This window comes from Candidatus Delongbacteria bacterium, from assembly GCA_020634015.1.
GTDB lineage: Bacteria > CAIWAD01 > CAIWAD01 > CAIWAD01 > CAIWAD01 > JACKCN01.
This window is the reverse complement of record JACKCN010000002.1, coordinates 416,392-434,997: the sequence shown is the minus strand read 5'-3', so window position 1 is coordinate 434,997 and position 18,606 is coordinate 416,392. Positions and strand designations below refer to the sequence as shown.

The following is an 18,606-nucleotide window of genomic DNA, read 5'->3' as shown; positions in this document are numbered from 1 at the left end:
GGGCGGAATGTGTCATGCCAGCAAGCCCTTGAAGAGAACATTCAACACGCTGTCGGGATCCTTGGGAATCGTGTCGTCCGGCCCGATCCCGAAGCCGTCGAGCTGGACCGCCGTACTGAGGGAGACCAGTGCCAGTGCCAGCATGCGGGGATGGGCCACCGGCTGGAACACGCCCCGCTGGATGCCGGACTGGAAAATCGCTCCCAAGCGTTCGATCAGACGATTGTGGCGTGTGCACATCTCCTCGCGCAGATCCTCGCGAATGCTGGCGCTCAGCCCGCCGGACTCCTTGAAATACAGACGCAGCAGCCCGGCATTCTGCTGGAAACGCTCGGCCTTCGCGGCCAGATAGGCACGCAGACCGGCCAGCTCATCCTCGGCCTCATCCAGTGCAAGGGCGATGCGCTGATGAAAGTCGTCGGTCAGATCCAGCATCATGTCGTGATAGAGGGCATCCTTGTTTTCGAAGAATGCGTAGAGCGAGCCGGTGGAGAATTCGGAGCGGGCCGCCACTTCCTGCATGGACACATTGTGAAAGCCCTTCTCGGCGAACAGTTCGCGAGCCACCGCCAGAATCTCGGCCCGTCTCGCCAGACGCTCCCGTTCCTTGCGTGTCGGCACCCGTCGATTCACGGACCCAGCGCAAGAATTGACAGACTGTTCATTCATTGAATGCCTGTTCAGATTTTGAATTTGCGCTCAAGATAGCAGACCGTTCCGGATCCCCAAGCCCCGGGATTCCCGCTTCACGCACACCCACATTCCCGATGCACTGGGTGCCGCATGGGCCCCGAAATGCCGGAATGCTGAGCGTTGCACCCTGTTGCAGCGTGACCAGAATGCGCCTTTGTCCCCCGCCGACAGGATGCGTATCACGCACAATCATAACAGCGAAATCATCGGGATATCAGCTTTGCATCCGCCAACTGGCTCCAGCACTTGACTGCGAGCCTCAAGATCAATCTTCGCGATAGCGGTAAAACCGGGAAACCGCTTGTAATGATGGAGTGATCGATGAAACAATTGTGCCATTGCATTGTGTTCGGTCTGCTGTGCCTTGTCTGTCTGGAGACGCCTCTCGCGGCCGAGTCCCTCTCCTCGTCCATTCCCATCACCTTCTATGGCTATGTCAAGGGAGACCTGTCCTGGACCTCCGAGCCCACCAGCCTGGACAACTACACCCAGTGGGTCTCGGTACGGGCCGCGGATGCCGAGGCGGAACCCCACCTGAGCATGACCGCCAACCAGACCCGACTGGGCTTCAGGCTGGAAGGCCCCAGTGAGACATTCCACAGTTCCGCCAATGTGGAGATGGACTTCTACGGTGCCGGTGGCACCGAGAACAAGGCCACTCCCCGCATGCGTCACGCCTACATGCAGCTGGACTGGAAGGACTCGGGCTGGAACCTGCTGGCGGGCCAGACCTGGGATCTGGTCTCACCGCTCTACCCCAACACGGTGAACTTTCCCGTGGCCTGGTGGGCAGGCAACATCGGCTTCCGCCGCCCGCAGGTGCGTGTCACGAAGCAGTTCGGCGGCATCACAACGGCCGTCGCGCTGGCCCGTACCATCGGGGGCGAAGCCTCCGGCATGCCCACCTTCCAGTACCGCGCAGCCTGGTCCTTCAGCGGACTGACCGAACGAAAGACCACTCTTGGCGTGTCCGGCATGCAGGGAGACTACGACAAGGACGGAACCCTCAGTTCCAACTGCGTCAACGTGGACCTGAGCGTGCCACTGACCAGCGCTCTGGGCGTGTCCGGCGAATACTGGACCGGCGAGAATCTGGCCGCCTACACGGGAGGCATCGGGCAGGGTCTCACGGCCACGGGCGAGACTCTGCAGGCGACCGGCTTCTGGTTCATGGCCTCGCTGGCCCTCAGCCCCCGGCTGAGCTGCAATCTGGGCTACAGCCAGGATGACCCGGACGACAAGGATCTGGCCGTGGATGCCCGGGCCCTCAACAGTTCCATCTGGCTCAACGGCTGGTTCACGCTGGACAGGAACACCAAGCTTGGTCTGGAAGCCGGCAGCTGGAGCACCGAGTACAAAACGGCCACCGCCACCACATCCGTGGATGCGCTGCGCCTTCAGTCGTCCCTGCTGTTCTCATTCTGAGCCAGGGCCACCGGATTCCGACATCACAGGAGAAATCACGATGAATGCATGCAAGACACTCATGATGGCCCTGCTGGGCTGCACCGTGATGGTGTCCGCGGCCGAGGCGGTGAAGATCGGCCTCAACTATCCCAAGACCGGCCCGTACTCCGTGCAGGGGCTGGATCAGTGGCGTGCCGCCAATCTGGCGGTGTCGCAGATCAACGCCGGGGGCGGCATCCTGGGTGAACAGGTGGAACTGGTCTGGAAGGACAGTCAGTCCAGGGCGGATCTCTCGCGCCAGAACGCCACCGATCTGATCACCAAGGATGGCGTGAAGATGATCTTCGGCGGGTCTTCCAGCGGCGTGGCCGTCGCGGTGGGCGAGGTCTGCGAGCAGTACAAGGTGCCGTTCTTCGGCACCCTGACCTATTCCAACGAGACCACCGACACCAAGGCGCATCGTCACACATTCCGCGAATGCTACGACTCCTGGTCCGCGGCCAAGGTCCTTGCCGACTACATGAACCAGAATTTCTCCGGCAAGAGCTACGCCTACATCACGGCCGACTACACCTGGGGGCATTCCACGGAGGAGTCATTCAGGAAGTTCACCCGCACCGAGGACAAGGCGGCCCACAAGGGTGTCAAGACCCCCTTCCCCGGTGCCACCGAAGCCGATTTCAAGAAGGCGCTGAGCTTTGCCAAGATAATCAAGCCCGATGTGCTGGTGCTGGTGCTCTTCGGTGACGACATGGTCAACGCGGTGCGCCTGGCCACCAGCATGGGCCTGAAGACCCAGATGCAGATCGTGGTACCCAACCTGACTCTGGGCATGGCCGAAGGCGGGGGCCCCAAGGTGATGGAAGGCGTGGTCGGTGCGCTGCCCTGGTGCTGGCAGGTTCCCTTTGCCAAGAACTACCCGCAGGGCAAGGAATTCGTCAACAGTTATGCCGCCGAGTACGGGCGCTATCCCAGCAGCTCGGGCGGGTCGGCCTACACGATCCTCTTCCAGTACAAACTGGCGGTCGAGCGCGCGGGCAGTTTTGATGACAAGGGCGTGATCGAACAACTCGAGGGCCACGCCTACACCATGCTCAAGGACCAGCAGGTCTGGCGCGACTTCGACCATCAGTCGATCCAGACGGTCTACGCCGTGCGCTGCAAGCCGGAAGCCGAGGTGCTGAAGGACAAGTACAAGCTGGACTACTTCGAGATCATCGCCACCATGAACGGCAGCAAGGCCTTCAAGACGCGTGCCGAATGGGACGCCACCCGCAAGGCCGCCGGTCTGCCCACCACGCTTGAAGCACTCAACTGATCGCGTGACGTCCACGGGCGGAGTGGCGCCAGTGCGGCTCCGCCCGTGGATTGCGTTCCTGACCACCGGTTGATTCCATTCGCTTGCAGGACGACTCATCATGACGGACTTCAGAAGCACTCTCCGGATTCCCGCCCGCGGCACCATCGGACACAAGGTGATGCTGGCGGTGTCGCCCACCCTGCTGATCATTCTCATGATCAACATCATGTACTACTCGAGCGCCCGCAGGCAGGCCCTTGACGGGGCCCGCAATCTGGCGGGGTTCTCGATGCACAGCACGGGCGAAACGATTGGAAACTACCTGGATCAGCAGGTCCAGCGCTTCCAGGGCTGGGTTCAGGAAGACATCTACGGCATGTCGATCGAGTTCGACACGGTGGATGATCTGGTCGCCCGTTTCGGCGAGATGCTGTCCACCCAGGATGGTATCACCGGGCTGATGCTCTGTGATACGGATGGAACGATCCTGCGGGCGGCAGGCCGGTCCGGCGAGCTCGAGGAACTCCGTGGGCAGCGGCTGGACTTTGCCGCCGGGCTGGGCCTCAGTCCCGGCGCCCAGTGCCTGAGCTTCGAGACGGCGGCCGAAGGTCGCAATCTGGGCGCGCTGGACGAAGGTGGCTTCTGTCTGAGCTTCGCCTGCCAGAGCTTTTCCGGCGACAGCAACGGCTTTCTGGTGGCCTGGCTGGACATGGCCTCGATCTCGGATCGGCTGTCCGACATCGCGACCGACATGGCCGGGCGCGGCCTCACGGGCACCGAACTGATGTGTGTCGACCGCAAGAACACCCGACTGCTGCTGGACACGATCGAGGGCAATGCCGGGAGCCATGCCGGCATGACCGAGGCGTTCAGAAGCTTCCTGGCCGACAGCACCCAGAACGGCCAGATCACCAAAGTCACCGCCGAGGGCAGAAAGGTCTTCGCACTCTACGAACCGCTGACTCTGGGCACTCTGGGCGAACGTGCCAATGCGCCCGAACTGGTACTGCTGGCCAGCCTGCCGCGCAAGGCGATCCTCGGTGAGGCCACGCGGCTGTTCTGGATGAGTCTGTTCTTCTGTCTGCTGGGGGCAAGCGTGATCCTGTTCACGCTGGCACGCATCACCACGATTCTGAAACCCATCGCCCTGTTGAAGGACTTCGCGGGCAAGGTCACCGGTGGAGAGACCGATGTGCGTGTGCCCGTGACCACGTCCGACGAGCTGGGCGAACTCTCCGGCGCATTCAACCAGATGGTGGAACACATCGGCACGGCCCTGCAGCAGAGCCGCGAGGCTGCCGAACAGGCCGAGCAGTCGCGCCTGGCCCTGCACGAACAGCAGGCGACCATCACACGGGCCGCCGAAGACTCCCAACTGGCTGCCGAGGAGGCCACCCGTGCCAAGGCAGCGATCGAGCAGCAGGAAGCCTATCTCAATCAATCGGTGATCCGGATTCTGGATGGAGTGAACCGCTTCGCCGAGGGAGACCTCTCGGTGAACATCGCGGTGGAACGCGAAGACGCCATCGGTCGCCTTTGCCAGGGCATCAATCACGCGGTGGAAAACACAAGTGGCGTGATCCAGTTGCTGGGGCGCTTCATGCAGGATCTGGAATCGGCTTCGCACGACATCCGGGGTACCAGCGACGGCATGGGCGAAAAGGCCAGGACCACGCTGGCGGAAGCGGCGGATACGGTGAATGCGCTCCAGCAGGTGAATGAGTCCACGACGGCGGCGGCGGCGGCCACCTCCGAAATGGGTGCCAGCATTCGCGAGATCTCGGTGAATGCCCAGGTCGCGGCCACCACGGCAAGTGACGCCGTCAACTCCGCGCGTGAGACGAACGAGACGATCGAGCGTCTCGGGGTGAGCAGCGAGGAGATCGGCAAGGTGATCACGGTCATTTCCACGATCGCGGGTCAGACCAATCTGCTGGCCCTGAATGCCACCATAGAGGCGGCCCGGGCCGGGGAAGCGGGCAAGGGATTTGCCGTCGTGGCCAACTAGGTGAAGGAACTGGCCAAAGCCACCGCTGGCGCTACCGAGGAAATCGCGCGGCTGGTGCAGACGATCCAGCAGGATTCCTGCGGCACGGCCGAGGCGATCGTGCGGATCTCGACGATCATCGATCGGATCAATGAAACCCAGACCACCATCGCCAGCGCCGTGGAAGAGCAGAGCGTGACCACCAACGAGATCGGTCGCCTGATGGGCAGCGCCGTGGACAACAATCAGCGGATCGGCCAGAGCATGGAACGGGTGGCGAGTGCCGCGGAACAGACCAATCAGGGCGCCGGCCAGACCCGTGATTCAGCGAATGCACTGGATGCCGTGACCCGCGAACTGCAGGAGACGATCTCGCGCTTCCGCTTCTGAGTCTATGGTGCCAGCACGTATGCCAGACGGAAAACATGTACGCCCAGCTCCTCGGGCACCTGCACCCGATTGCGCCCGTTGACCACCTCAACCGGCAGCAGGACATCGGACCAGGCGAAGGGCGGCGAGTCGCTGCGCTGCTGAAGCACGAAGCCCTCCGCGGGCCAGGCCCAGCCCAGATCCAGCAGCCCGGGGTCGGCCAGTGGATCACGGCTGATACCCAGCACCGGAGCGAACACGGCCTGAAGCTGCCGGTCCCCGTCCATCAGCAGGTCCAGAGCGGACTGATTGCCCAGCTCGAGGCCCGCTTCCTTCCAGCTTGAAAAGACGAAGCCCTGCGCCGCACTGGCCAGCAGACTGGCGGTGTCACCCGCGGAATACACTCCCGCTCCCTCCACAGTGCCCGCTCCCGCAGGAATCACAGTCACCGTCAGCATCACGGGCGGTGCCTGCCAGCGCTGGGCGATCAGGTTGTCCAGAAAGAACCAGTTGCTCACGGGATAGGGTTGCCCCGACGGCACATCCACAATCACCGTGTTGAACGGCTGGGCGGACGCCAGTTCAAGCCGGCCTTCGGGGTAGGCACCGGACATCCAGTCTCCCCGACCGGACACGCTGGCCAGAGCCGGAGAGGCCGGCGAGTCCATGTAGGCCGTCATCCTCAGCAGCGAGGCGGTGTCGAACTCGCTGGAGACTTCGCCACTCATGAAACAGAGCCCCAGGTCGGTCAATGGCTGGCTGAACTGGATCAACAGGGTGCAGTTGAAACTGGAGGGATAGAGGAAGTTCCCGTCGAACACGGACGGCACCCAGCCCAGGAAGGAATTCTGGATCGACCAGGAGCCGCTCCAGGGACTGAGGAAGGCTGTCAGCCCGGAATGGCTCTGGGAGGCAGGCATGATCTGGGACGGAAAACAGGCCGGCGTGCCCGTGTCGAAATCGAAGGTGGCCGTAGCCGGCAACTGGGCGAACCGGGCTTCCAGTTCCACGTGCGCCGTGGCCTGAAAGGTCCAGACTGGAGTGGAACTGGCGGGACTTCCCCATTGCAGCCATTGCACGAATTCGTAGCCCGGCACGGGCGTTGCCTCAACCGTGACACTGGCCCCCGCGTTGTAAAGTCCCGCACCGCTGGTGGTGCCGCCCATGCTGGGCCAGGACACCGTGTTCACCTGCCAGGCGGGCAGAAAGTTGGCCACCAGGTCGCGATCCCCCGTGACGGTGAACGTGTAGTTGGCCGAATGGCTGACAGTGCTGCCGGCCTCGGTCCAGCGATCGAAGCCAAAGCCCGAGGCAGGAGTCGCGCTGAGCAGGGCGCTGGCATTCAGTGGATACACTCCATCTCCGAAGACCGAACCGCCGTTCACCGGATTGACATCCGCGACGATCAGGGCCGTGGGTGCTGCGGACGTGAACAGGCTGAAGGCGAAGTCCCCGGGCACCGACTGGTACATGTATTCCGACTGCTTGCGGAAATGGGAGCCGTTGCCCCCGCTGGCGGCCGCGAAGCCCCAGTCGGGCACACCGTTCTGATACGCGGTGATGTGAATCCAGTACCGAGTGTTGGCCGCAGCCTGGAAGGGCGAGGGCAGGGTGAAGTGGTAATCGTAGAGCTGGGTGCCACCGAAAGTGCCCACGAGGGTCTGCCCGCAATTGTCGCCCGAGAACCAGCGAACCAGCGGAGGATGCACCACATCGGGTTCCCAGAGCGACAGGTTGTTGGCCACCAGCGCCACCTCGAACTCCTGAACCGGACCACCCGAATGATTGTAGGCGGGCGAGAAACCGCCCCGCCAGTGGATTTCGGTGATCGCCTCGGCGCTGGCAAGCTGGAAACTGTCCCAGGCGAACTCGTCCCAGTTGCTGCCGTCGGGATCCATGAAGCAGGAGCGATGGATCGTGCCCGTGCCATTGAAAGGCTGGGAGAATACTTCGGTGGCCAGGGAACCGCGCAATGGCAGCAGAATCAGCAACGCCAGAATCCAGCCGCTGGAGCAGAGCCGACGAAGGGACAACGAGGACGCAGAGGCGTGCATGGCGGACTCCCGGGAATCTTGAGCGCTGACGGTTGTTGTGGGGGCGCGGTCTTGTTTTTCTGCCGCCGAAGATTCGATTCCCCGGGTCGGGTGTCAATGGAACGGATGCCCGATGCCTGCCTCAATCCTTCACTGGACACACTTCGCACGTGCACCCTTGCCATCGGTGATGGTCCCGGGAGACCATGACATCGCCAACAAATCGTGTCCTGAGCAAACATTCGCACGCCGTCCGCTGATCCCGCATTCGACGCAGACCAGCGATCGAGTGCCCGACGCGCTTGTGCGACACCGACCCCCTCCGTACCTTTGTGACACGCCACAAATCATTGTGACGTAAAGACTTGGGGCGGGCGGACTTTCTTGCCTTGAGCTGCATCCCGCCAGCCCACCGACCACCTTCCGAACCATGGAGTCCACCATGAACCGATCCTTGTTCCTGATCTGCCTGGCTGCAATGGGCCTGGCAACCGCTTGCAGTCAGCAGGAGTCCGGCGCCCCGATGGCCGAATCCGCAACAACACCCACGATCCGCGAAGGCGAGCCCCTGGCACCCCTGCCCTTGACCGAGACCGTGGCCAACCCGGCCAAGGTGGAACTGGGCAAGCAGCTGTTCTTCGAACCGCGCCTCTCCAAGAGCGGTTTCCTCTCCTGCAACAGTTGCCACAATCTGGCCACGGGTGGAGTGGACAACCTGCCCAGTTCCATTGGCCATGGTTGGCAGCTGGGTCCCATCAACAGCCCCACCGTGCTCAACGCGCGCTACAATCTGGCCCAGTTCTGGGATGGCCGAGCGGCGGACCTGAAGGAACAGGCCGGCGGACCGGTGGCCAACCCCGGTGAAATGGCCTTCACGCATGAAGCCGCCCTCGACGTGCTGGTCACCATCCCCGAGTATGTGGCACAGTTCAACGCCGTTTACTCCGCGCCCCCCACGATGGATGCGGTCCAGGACGCGATCGCGGCCTTCGAGGAAACCCTGACCACGCCCAATTCCCGTTTCGACCGCTGGCTCTACGGCGACGATGGAGTTCTGACCGAAACCGAACTGGAAGGATATCGCCTCTTCAAGGCGAAGGGCTGTGTGACCTGTCACAACGGCCTCGCCGTGGGTGGCGCCATGTACCAGAAGATGGGCCTCAAGAAGCCCTATCGCGATTCGACGACCCTGGGTCGCTTCAATGTCACCGCGAACGAGGCCGACCGCTTCGTGTTCAAGGTGCCCGTTCTGCGCAACATCGAACTGACCTATCCCTACTTCCACGACGGCAGTGTCTGGGATCTGAAGGAAGCCGTGATGACCATGGCCGACATCCAGCTGGGATTGCCCGTCACGGACGAGGAAGCCACCCGCATCGTGGCCTTCCTCAAGACCCTGACGGGCGAGCAGCCGCAGATCACCCTGCCCATTCTGCCGCCTTCCACGGTCGACACTCCCAGACCCGACCGCGGAATCTGACCGTCCGGTTCACATGCATGTCACGCGGGAAAGACACCTTTCCCGCGTGACATTTTCGCCGACAAGCCCGCCTGCCCGGATGCCGCCACAGTCCACTTCCCCTGATTGCCTGCCCGACGATCGCTGTCCCACTCCCGCTGGATCTTGCTGTGGCAGGCGCGGGTCCGCCCTTCCTGCAGCGCACGAAGGCGCCGGGACGGTCTCACATCCAATCACTCAGGAATCATGTGGACACGTGTGAACGCTTGAACGACGTCACTCCCGACCCCGCGATTCAGCGCAATGAGAGACTGTTGCATTCATTCGGTTGTGACCCTTCACGCAAACTCCAGGGAAATGATCCGTCATCGTGGCGCTGCGCAATGGCCTCTGCCCCGCAGCATGGATGCGCTTGAAAGCTCTGCAGTCACCCTTTGCCCATGGGGGCGATAAGCCAATGCGGGGTTCCGTGTCAGACATCGGCTGGGGTCTTTTCGAAGTGATCGTCCGTTCCGTGAGCCCGAAGAGGTCGAAGGGTGGCTCGCGCAGCGACTGGTGACACAACCAACCCACCGCCAGCATGAATCCGATGAAGATCAGCACGGCCATCCAGTGGCGGCCGCCAGTACGCTGGGAGGCATGACGCGCGTGGGGGGTACAGATTTCGCCGGGACAATGCTGGGCGCGCGGGCCATGGAATCTTCTGACAGGTGCGCCCGCCACAAAGCCGCCACCGTCCAGTTCCCCTGACACGCGCCCCGGCGATTGCTGTCCCACGCCGGCCGGATCTTGTGCAGTCGAAAGGCGGATCCGTCCTTGGGGCGTCACACGGAAATGGAGGGCGGCATGGCACGCAGAAGGGAACTGGTTCAGGATCGGGTCTACCGGATACAGGCCTGGGTGGTGGCACGCGAAATGCTCTACCGGGAAGTCTGGAATGCACTGGAATACCTGCAATTGCTCGAGGACGGCTGCCGTTTGCACAATTGCCGACTCCACGCCTGGTGCCTGATGCCGGGCATGGCTGCGCTGATGGTGTCACAGCGGGAAATCGGCAGCATTTCCGGCCTGATGAACCATGTCCAGATCCGGCACACACGGCGCTACAATTCCTGGTTCATGCGCCGAGGCCCTCTGTGGGACGGCCCCTACGAAATCCAGGAGATCCCGCCGGACGAACTGGACGAAGCGTTGCGCGAGATGCACTGCGTGCCGTCCATCGCGGGGCTGTGTGTGCGCCCTGACCATTTCGAATGGTCGGACCTCAATCCGCGATACGCGCACATGCGTGACCCACTGCCCAGGGACTATCGCAAGCTGAGCCCGGGTGAGAAACTGCGCCTTGCCAATCGGGAACTGGATATCGGACACCTGAACAGGAACTGAACTCGCAGTCGCGCATGCCCCGCCGCTGGGAGTCCCGGCGCCCAGAAACAAAAAGGGGGCGTCCCAGCCGGACGCCCCCACGCTGTGTGTACGCTGATGAGAACAATGGTGAACCAGGCAGCGAACGCGGTTGCCCGGAGTCAGCCCGGGCTGCGCGGACCCTTGGCTGGCCAAGCAATTCGCGGGCCAGACGCACCCCGCGTGCGCTCCGAGTCCCTACGATGTCCGTGTGGGAATCCGGCGTGTCCGACGCATCGCGAAGTGGCTGTTGGACACTTGAATTCTCAGAAGTTCCACCCAGCACGCAACTTGTTGTCGGCCCTGGCGATTGTTCGTGACGCACATGATTGTGAGAGCGGCAGGTGTCCAGTCCCGCCGGATTCTGAACTCTCGCCGGGCACGGGTCCGCTCAGACGCCCGTGCCCACAAAGTGGCCGGCGAGCGCCGTGAGGACCAGTGCCATCACGCCCCAGAGCGTGACACGCCAGGCTCCGGTCCAGACCGGTGCACCTCCCGTGCGGGCCGCCAGACTGCCCAGCAGCAGCAGACAGGCAATGGTCAGTCCGCTGACGGCCCAGGCCAGCCAGGTCACGGGGATCACAACTGCCGGCAGCAGTGGCAGAGCAGCTCCGGCCGCGAATGTCGCGGCGGATGTCAGGGCCGCCTGCAGAGGACGCGCTGTGGTCAGTTCGCTGATGCCCAGTTCTTCGCGCGCGTGTGCACCCAAGGCATCGTGGGCCATCAGCTGCACGGACAGCTCCCGGGCCAGTTCAAGTTCGACTCCACGCTGGTGGTAGATCTGGGCCAGCTCTTCCACTTCGAAGTCCCAGTCGTGCTCCAGTTCGTCCCGCTCGCGGGCCAGATCCGCGCCTTCGGTATCAGCCTGGGAGCTGACCGAGACGTATTCGCCCGCGGCCATCGACATGGCCCCGGCCACCAGCCCGGCCACGCCCGCCAGCAGAATGCTGGAACGATCGGCTCCCGCGGCGGCCACTCCCACCACCAGACTGGCGGTGGAGACCAGACCATCGTTGGCTCCAAGGACGGCGGCCCGCAGCCAACCGCTGCGATGGGAGCGGTGGCGCTCGCGATGGGACATGCTCATGGAATCTCCAGGCTGGATTCGGGGCAGGAATCAGAAAAATTTGTGGCGGCGAGGTTCATCTTGCTTTGGCGCTGTCGATATAGGCACCTTGATCATTGCTTTTGCGGGTCATGCGATCGCCTGAACAAACTGTCTGCGCAAGCCGATTCAACGCGGAAGCTCGTTGTTCGCAGCCACAGTCCTCACCCCACGGAGGTACTCATGGAACCCCTCGTCGTCGTCGGCGGCATCTTTGTGCTCGCGCTTGCCCTGGCCTTTCTTGAGATCCGATTCACACCACCCGAACTGCAGCGACCGGCGGTCGTCACAGCCAGACATCAGCACGCGCTGGTGTTCAACTCGCCCATGCTCGATCGCCCCGACGGATTCGTGGTCCGTGCCGAACTGGCTCCGGGCCAGGCGGTGCGCGTGATCCAGTCCCGACACTTCGCCTTCGGAGGCGATACCCATCTGTGGGTCGAGGTGGAACTGGCGGAGTCATCCTTGCGCGGATGGTTGCGTGCTGAAGTCCTGGCGCCGGACACGCCCCTGGAAGACCTTGCGGACATGGTTGTCGAAACACTGCCCGAAGGTGTCACGCTGTCCTGAACCTGACTCCTCCGGACCGGGTCGACTCCTTGGCCCTCGATGCTCAGACCGAGCGTGTGATCCGCAACCGGACGCTGCCGCGATTGTTGCCATAGAAGTGCCAGGCATCGTTGGCAAAGGTGTACAGATAGCCCGACACGCTGGGTGTCCAGCGCACGCCTTCCTTTATCACCACCAGTTCCGGCTCCTTGCCCACTGCCTGCCCCAGTGCGTCTGGCGCGGGCAGCAGCATGCCCAGCAGACACATCCAGGGCTGCTTCTCAACTCGGCGAGTGGCGATGAAGTCGGCTTGGCGATTCTTGCTGAGAGACTTGAACATGCCTTCCAGCTTGCCCATCAGCGCTCCTCCGAGGTGTGCCAGCTCGGCCACCTGGAACTTGCCATCGCTGGTCCCCGCGGGGCCACAGGCAACCTTGCGGTCAAGCCATTGGCCGCTGGCCGTCAATTCCAGCGGCACACCCGCTTCCAGGAACAACTCGGACGCATTCCAGCGCTCGTTGGCCCAGACGGTCAGCTCGATGCTCTGCCCCGCGTCCAGGCGACGGCTGGGACGGTAGGGCGCCTGGGAAATCGGGGGATCCTCGCGCCGATCGATCACGCTGGCATGCAGGAGTGAGTCGGCAGATCCGTTCAGATCGGGAATCGAGCGTGGGCGAGACCGCAGGTGACTGAACACACCCGTGGCGCTGTCATGCAGCACACCACGCGGGTCCGGATGGATCTGTTTCAGCATGCCGGGACGAAACTCCAGCCCCAGCGTGCGGGCCTGCTCGATCATCCAGCTCAGCGCACCATCGGAGAGCCCGGTTTCGGCGTATCCACCTCCCACGTCGCTGTGCACGCCCGGAAACCAGAGCTGGATCACACGGTCGCCGTCGTTGGCGTCCTCCCAGAGGGTGGGTTCAAAGGTCTCGCGCCGCTCATCCAGCGCGATCGCGTGACGGGCATGCCGGATGGACGCTCCCAGCCGCGTGTCGTGAAAGGTGTACTGGTTGCGGTCATCAAAGACATTCAGCAGGGCCATGTCGTCGGGAATGCCCAGCGCGCCTACCGTGTCCCAGACGCCCACCAGCTCGATGGGAATGCGCCGGTCCCCGGGCACCGGCTCGTGAAAGACCCACTCCTTGCCCCAGTCGGCCGCGGGCCTGCCCTTGCGGTAGCCCTGGGTGAACACGGTCTCGACGCGTTTCCAGAGCACACCCTCCTCGCAGCCGCGCAGATCCGCCAGACCACAGGTGCCCAGCATGCCCGCAAGGGAGCGGACAGTGTAGGCACCCCGACTGAATCCGAAGAGGAAGATCCGGTCGCCGGGCTGCCAGTTTCCCGCCAGCCAGCGATAGGCACTCTGGATGTTGCGGGCCAGGCCGTCCCCGATGCCGCCTTCCTTGAGGCGCTGGACCCAGCCCCCCTCGGTGCCGACACCCGGGTGGTAGTAACGCAGCTGCTCACGTCCCGTGCTGGTGCGCTCGGCCAGGGAATTGTACAGGCGCACGACGTTGGTGGGTACCGGCACCCCCTGGTCCATCTGTTCCGGAGTGTTCCAGGTACCGTCACAGCAGACGATGAGATCGCGCATGGGAGGTCCTTTCGATTTGAATCAAGGCTGAGCGTCGTGGGGGGCGGGTCAATATGCCCTGGGGCACCGAACAATAGCAAGCGTGGACAGGGGCTGCCAGACGCTGCCAATCATGGCGGGTCGTGAAATCCTTGTCTATTGTAAGGGCTTTCACGATCATTGCCGGCTGAGGCCCCCACCCCCCGGGCAGCCTGTCACACAGCGAGGCGCCCGGGATCGACTGGACATCCGTGCCGGCGGAAAGCCGGTTCAGCAGGCAAGGAATCCCATGGACCCCTCACTCTCCTCCTCGGCACAACGGGCCTTGATTCCTGGAACCACTCCCTCGAGGATCGCCCTCAGTCTGGCGCTGTCCCGCTGCTCCAAGGAACGTCTCAGCATGCTGGTCGAGCAGATCGCCCTGATCAGTTCCAGCCCCGATACCCACGAACTGCTGCTCTCGATTCTCAACTCCGTGGCCCGCATCGTGGAAAGCGAAGCGGCTTCGCTCTTCCTGCATGACCCGGCCACCGGGGAAATGGTGCTTCAGATTCCCACGGGCCCGGCCCGGGGCGAGATCCAGGGAGTGCGCATTCCTGCCGGGCAGGGAATCTGCGGCTGGGTGGCCGCACACGACGAGAGCGTCACGATCAACAATCCCGCCACGGATCCGCGCTTCTTCGGGGATGTCTCCCGCGGCGGCTTCGTGACGCGCAACCTGATCTGCGTGCCCGTAAGGCGCCCGGATGGTGCGGTGATCGGCGTGCTGCAGGCCCTCAACCGCTCGGGCAATCGCCCCTTCGATGGCGAGGACCGCGCCCTGCTGGAAGCCCTGGCCGATCAGGCGGCAATTGCCCTGGAACGGGAACGTCTGCACGGGGAATCCCTGGCACACGCCCGCGTGATGGAACAGCTCACACTGGCCCGCGAAATCCAGAACGGTCTCTGGCCCCGTCCTGAGAAGTTCAGCGGCGGTGTGCGCGTGGCCGGCATCAGCATTCCCGCCAGCCATGTGGGTGGTGATTACTACGACTTCTTTCCCCTGCCGGAAGGACGCATCGGACTGGCCCTGGCCGATGTCTGCGGCAAGGGTCCGGCCGCGGCACTGCTGATGTGCACTCTGCGCGCCAGTCTGCGGGCCCACGCCGAGCACTGTGAATCACCGGCCACGGTGGTGGCGCACGTCAACCGGACACTCGTGCGGGACACGACCGACGGCCAGTTCGCCACGCTGTTCTTCGCCGTCTACGACCCCGCAACTCGCGAACTCGAGTATGTGAACGCGGGCCACAATCCGCCGTTGCTGCTGGATCACACCAGCGGGACCTACGAGGAATTGCACTGTGGCGGCATGCTGGTGGGGGCCTTCGACGGAGTCGGCTATGAATCGGGCAGTCTTGTGCTGAGCCCAGGGAAACGACTGGTCGTCTACTCCGACGGTGTGACAGAAGCCCAGGCCGACGAAGAGGAAGAGTACGGCGAAGCCCGCCTGATCGAACGCCTGGGCAATCTGCAGGCCGGCACCTCGCCGTCCATGGTGATCGAGGAACTCTTCGAGACCCTGGCCGAGTTCACCGGCGACCAGCCCCAGCTGGATGACCTGACCATGCTCGTCCTGGATCAGCCCGAACCCGCCGAGTGACCTGGATCTGACCGGATTCTTCCGGCCAGCAACGGACCCGGGCCCCTCGCCCGGCTCCTGTCGCACGCTGTCCAGCCGCCCTGCCCCCTCCTCAAGCCCATGAATGAACGCCTGCCTGGCCGCAATGCCCGTCAATGCTGGAACGTGACCAGAATGCCCACGCGCCCCGGGTCCCTGATGCTCACCATATGATGTAATGGATGCCGCCTCTGCCCAGGGAACTGCCCCAATCATCCAGCGAGGGTGTGCGACCACACCATGTCGCCCTGCTTGCGGCACAGAATCCAGCCGGAAACTTCCCACAACCGAGACTTGACGGCAGGATCTCCGGAAATCCAGCCCTTGATTGCCATGTGTTGCAATGCCTGTTGAAACAGGCACACACAATGGAGACAGATTCGGCACAAATCCCTGCCATTGTTGGCTTTAGAGGGTGTTGGCGCGTGTGGCTCCCGCAAGAAAGTCATCGAAATGTGAATTTTTTCACCACATACCCCCCACTCTTGACCAAAGTCAATTTCCTCCCAAAGCCCGGATTGTTATTCTGGGGCCAATCGCGAGACGCTTCCGTGACAATCAGGATAGAGCGCGCGAAGCAATTGGAAACTGGAGGTGTGTGAGATGATGAAGAAACTCAACCTGTCGCTGTTGATCGCGTGCGGCCTTTCGCTGATGATGTTCAGCTGCGCGGGTGACGACGGTGCGAACGGGCTGCAGGGTGCGCAGGGTATCGAAGGACCTCAGGGTCCCGCTGGTCCCGAAGGTCCGATGGGTCCGGGATATCCGGCCTACACGTATGTCGGCAACGATGCGGTATCGTGCCATGGTTGCCATTCCGAGACCATCGACCAGTGGGCGACCACGGGTCACGCCATGGCCTACCAGACTCTGGTGGACGGTGGCAACGAGAACAATCCCTACTGTCTGCATTGCCACACCACCGGTTGGGACGCCCCCGTCGCCTTCGGTGACACGGTGCTGACCGCCGGCAACGGCGCGGACAATAGCGGATTCGACGATTTCTGGCCCGGTGAGACCGCCGAAGACATGTCCCGCATGGCTGCCCTCGAGGGTGTGCAGTGCGAAGCCTGCCACGGCAACATGGGCCCCACGATCTACCAGCATGATCCCGAAATCTCCTTCGCCACCCGTTTCGTCAACGGCGAATCCCAGGCGATCTGCGGCAGCTGCCACACCCACCAGATCGAGCAGTGGGCCGAGTCCGGTCACGGCATGGTCTATGAGACCCATGGCTTCACCGATCAGGAAGAATTCGACAGCGAGTTCAACCGCAGTTCCTGCGTGGAATGCCACACCGCCGAAGGTTTCATTCGCCTGAATGACCCCGACTACGCGGGTGCCCCGAACCCCGAGAACGCCAGCCTGATCGGCTGCGTGGCCTGCCACGATCCTCATGGCGGCCCCAACGAAGCTCAGCTGCGCGACCTGAATGATTACACTGTCGTGTATGACGCCAACGAAGCCCGCACTTATACCGGCTATGGCACGGGCCAGTCCTGCGTGCAGTGCCACCATGCCCGCCGCAACGTGGCCAATGTCGAAGGCCAGATTGCTAACGGCAACGCCCATTTCGGCCCCCACAGCAGTCCCCAGATGGACATGTTCCTGGGCGACGGCAGCTACGAGATCGCCGGTTATACCTACGACCGTGACCACACCCACCAGAACCTGGGCAAGGGTTGCCTGAGCTGCCACATGGTGTCCGTGCAGGGCAGCACCGAGCGCATCCACGACTTCAACCCGGGTGTCGCCGCCTGCGCCGGTTGCCACCAGAACCCGCCTGACTTCAACGTCAACGGTTTCCAGACCGAGATCGAGAACAAGCTGGCTGAGCTGCTGGCCGCCATCGGCGTGCCCGAAGACAGTCTGGGCAGCCCCACCGCCACCACCCCCGACATGCGTATGGCCGCCTATGCCTACGAGTTCGTGACCGTGGACGGCAGCCGTGGCGCCCACAACCCGGCCTACTCGATGTCCCTGCTGCAGAATGCCATCGACTACATGAACAGCCTGCAGTAGTCCGCAGCATCTCGAATCGACCTGAAGACGGGGTCCGGATTTCCGGACCCCGTTTTGTATTGTCAGCGCCTGACACACAAGGAGCAAGCATGGCGAGTCTGATCCTGGCAGGCAGTGAAGGAGGCCCCGGCATCCGGGCTGCGGAAGAGGTCTTGCGGGCCGGGGGCAGCGCACTGGATGCGGTCGAGGCGGGCATTCGCCCCGTGGAAGCGGACCCCGCCGTGCGCTCGGTGGGGCTGGGCGGCTCTCCCAATCTGCTGGGCGGCATGCAGTGTGATTCGGCGATCATGGAAGGGGCGGGCCGCCTCAGTGGTGCGGTGGCCGCGGTGGGCAATTGCCTGCACGTGATCAGCCTGGCCCGTCAGGTGATGCAGCGCCTGCCCCATGTGCTGCTGGCGGGCGAGGGCGCCGAACGTTTCGCGCGCGAGTGTGGCCTGGCCACCGAACCTCCCCTGTCACACGAGGCAGCCAAGGAGCACGTCAAGTGGCTGTCGGGACTCGGGCTGGATGCCTCGGGGGTGGAGGAACCGCGCCCCCTGGCACCGCTCAGTTGGCCGGGGGCACGCCCGGACATCGCGCGGGGCACGACCATTCTGCTTGTCCGCGACGGAAAGGGCCGCATGGCGGGTGGCACCAGCACCACGGGCTGGGCCTGGAAATATCCGGGCAGGCTGGGTGACTCGCCCGTGATCGGTGCCGGCCTGTACGTGGATGAGCGCTACGGCGCCGCCGCCTGCACACACACGGGGGAAATGACGATCCGTGCGGGCACGGCCCGTCTGGCGGTGGCGCTGCTTCAGCAGGGGCATTCTGTGCGCAATGCCTGTCGCCTGGCGCTCGAAGATCTTCGCAGCCTGGAAGGCGGGTATCTTGGCCCGGTGTTCCTGCACCTGATGAGCGCCGCGGGCGAAATATGCGTGGCAGCCAACGACCTGGAAGGCACGGTGGCGCGCTACTTCGCGGGTGAGGTCGGTTCCGTGCAGGAATGCGTTCCGCTGCGGTTTCCCTGAGCACGACGCCCCCCACGACCGGGCTGATCGTG

General features: G+C 63.4%; 14 protein-coding genes. 10 read left to right on the top strand and 4 right to left on the bottom strand.

The annotated features are described in order from the left end of the window. Positions 1-12: 12 nt before the first annotated feature. On the bottom strand, positions 13-621 hold the full coding sequence (locus H6678_05880; protein ID MCB9473321.1) for a TetR/AcrR family transcriptional regulator: 609 nt from the start codon (positions 619-621) through the stop codon (positions 13-15). A gap of 393 nt (positions 622-1,014) precedes the next feature. Between H6678_05880 and H6678_05875 the strand changes: the two genes are divergently transcribed. The 4 genes from H6678_05875 (at position 1,015) to H6678_05860 (ending at position 5,777) form a co-directional block, all read left to right on the top strand. Next, positions 1,015-2,118, top strand: a complete 1,104-nt coding sequence (locus H6678_05875; protein MCB9473320.1) for a hypothetical protein — start codon at positions 1,015-1,017, stop codon at positions 2,116-2,118. Between the two features lie 40 nt (positions 2,119-2,158). Then, a complete protein-coding gene (locus H6678_05870; GenBank protein ID MCB9473319.1) occupies positions 2,159-3,418 on the top strand; it encodes a substrate-binding protein in 1,260 nt (419 codons plus the stop codon). Between the two features lie 100 nt (positions 3,419-3,518). Next, on the top strand, positions 3,519-5,408 hold the full coding sequence (locus H6678_05865) for a methyl-accepting chemotaxis protein (GenBank protein MCB9473318.1): 1,890 nt from the start codon (positions 3,519-3,521) through the stop codon (positions 5,406-5,408). Beyond that, positions 5,409-5,777 carry a hypothetical protein gene (locus H6678_05860; protein ID MCB9473317.1) on the top strand — a complete coding sequence of 123 codons (369 nt, stop codon included), beginning with the start codon at positions 5,409-5,411 and terminating at the stop codon, positions 5,775-5,777. A 2-nt stretch (positions 5,778-5,779) separates the two neighbouring features. Here the strand turns inward: H6678_05860 and H6678_05855 are convergent, their stop codons facing one another. Beyond that, on the bottom strand, positions 5,780-7,810 hold the full coding sequence (locus H6678_05855; GenBank protein ID MCB9473316.1) for a hypothetical protein: 2,031 nt from the start codon (positions 7,808-7,810) through the stop codon (positions 5,780-5,782). Between the two features lie 421 nt (positions 7,811-8,231). Here H6678_05855 and H6678_05850 point away from each other — a divergent pair, with 421 nt between their 5' ends. Further along, positions 8,232-9,269, top strand: a complete 1,038-nt coding sequence (locus tag H6678_05850; protein MCB9473315.1) for a cytochrome-c peroxidase — start codon at positions 8,232-8,234, stop codon at positions 9,267-9,269. Between the two features lie 825 nt (positions 9,270-10,094). Then, positions 10,095-10,634, top strand: a complete 540-nt coding sequence (locus H6678_05845) for a hypothetical protein (GenBank protein MCB9473314.1) — start codon at positions 10,095-10,097, stop codon at positions 10,632-10,634. Positions 10,635-11,043: 409 nt separating this feature from the next. Here the strand turns inward: H6678_05845 and H6678_05840 are convergent, their stop codons facing one another. Beyond that, a complete protein-coding gene (locus tag H6678_05840; protein MCB9473313.1) occupies positions 11,044-11,733 on the bottom strand; it encodes a VIT family protein in 690 nt (229 codons plus the stop codon). 207 nt (positions 11,734-11,940) lie between these two features. Between H6678_05840 and H6678_05835 the strand changes: the two genes are divergently transcribed. After that, positions 11,941-12,327, top strand: a complete 387-nt coding sequence (locus H6678_05835) for a hypothetical protein (protein ID MCB9473312.1) — start codon at positions 11,941-11,943, stop codon at positions 12,325-12,327. A gap of 43 nt (positions 12,328-12,370) precedes the next feature. Here H6678_05835 and H6678_05830 read toward each other — a convergent pair whose 3' ends face one another. Continuing rightward, positions 12,371-13,903 (bottom strand): DUF2235 domain-containing protein, encoded by a 1,533-nt coding sequence (locus tag H6678_05830; GenBank protein ID MCB9473311.1) that lies wholly within the window; start codon positions 13,901-13,903, stop codon positions 12,371-12,373. Positions 13,904-14,171: 268 nt separating this feature from the next. Between H6678_05830 and H6678_05825 the strand changes: the two genes are divergently transcribed. From H6678_05825 to H6678_05815, 3 genes are all read left to right on the top strand, one after another. Then, positions 14,172-15,524, top strand: coding sequence for a SpoIIE family protein phosphatase (locus tag H6678_05825; protein ID MCB9473310.1), 1,353 nt, complete (start codon positions 14,172-14,174; stop codon positions 15,522-15,524). A 621-nt stretch (positions 15,525-16,145) separates the two neighbouring features. Next, positions 16,146-17,564 (top strand): hypothetical protein, encoded by a 1,419-nt coding sequence (locus H6678_05820; GenBank protein MCB9473309.1) that lies wholly within the window; start codon positions 16,146-16,148, stop codon positions 17,562-17,564. A gap of 89 nt (positions 17,565-17,653) precedes the next feature. After that, a complete protein-coding gene (locus tag H6678_05815) occupies positions 17,654-18,574 on the top strand; it encodes an isoaspartyl peptidase/L-asparaginase (GenBank protein ID MCB9473308.1) in 921 nt (306 codons plus the stop codon). Positions 18,575-18,606: the final 32 nt, after the last annotated feature.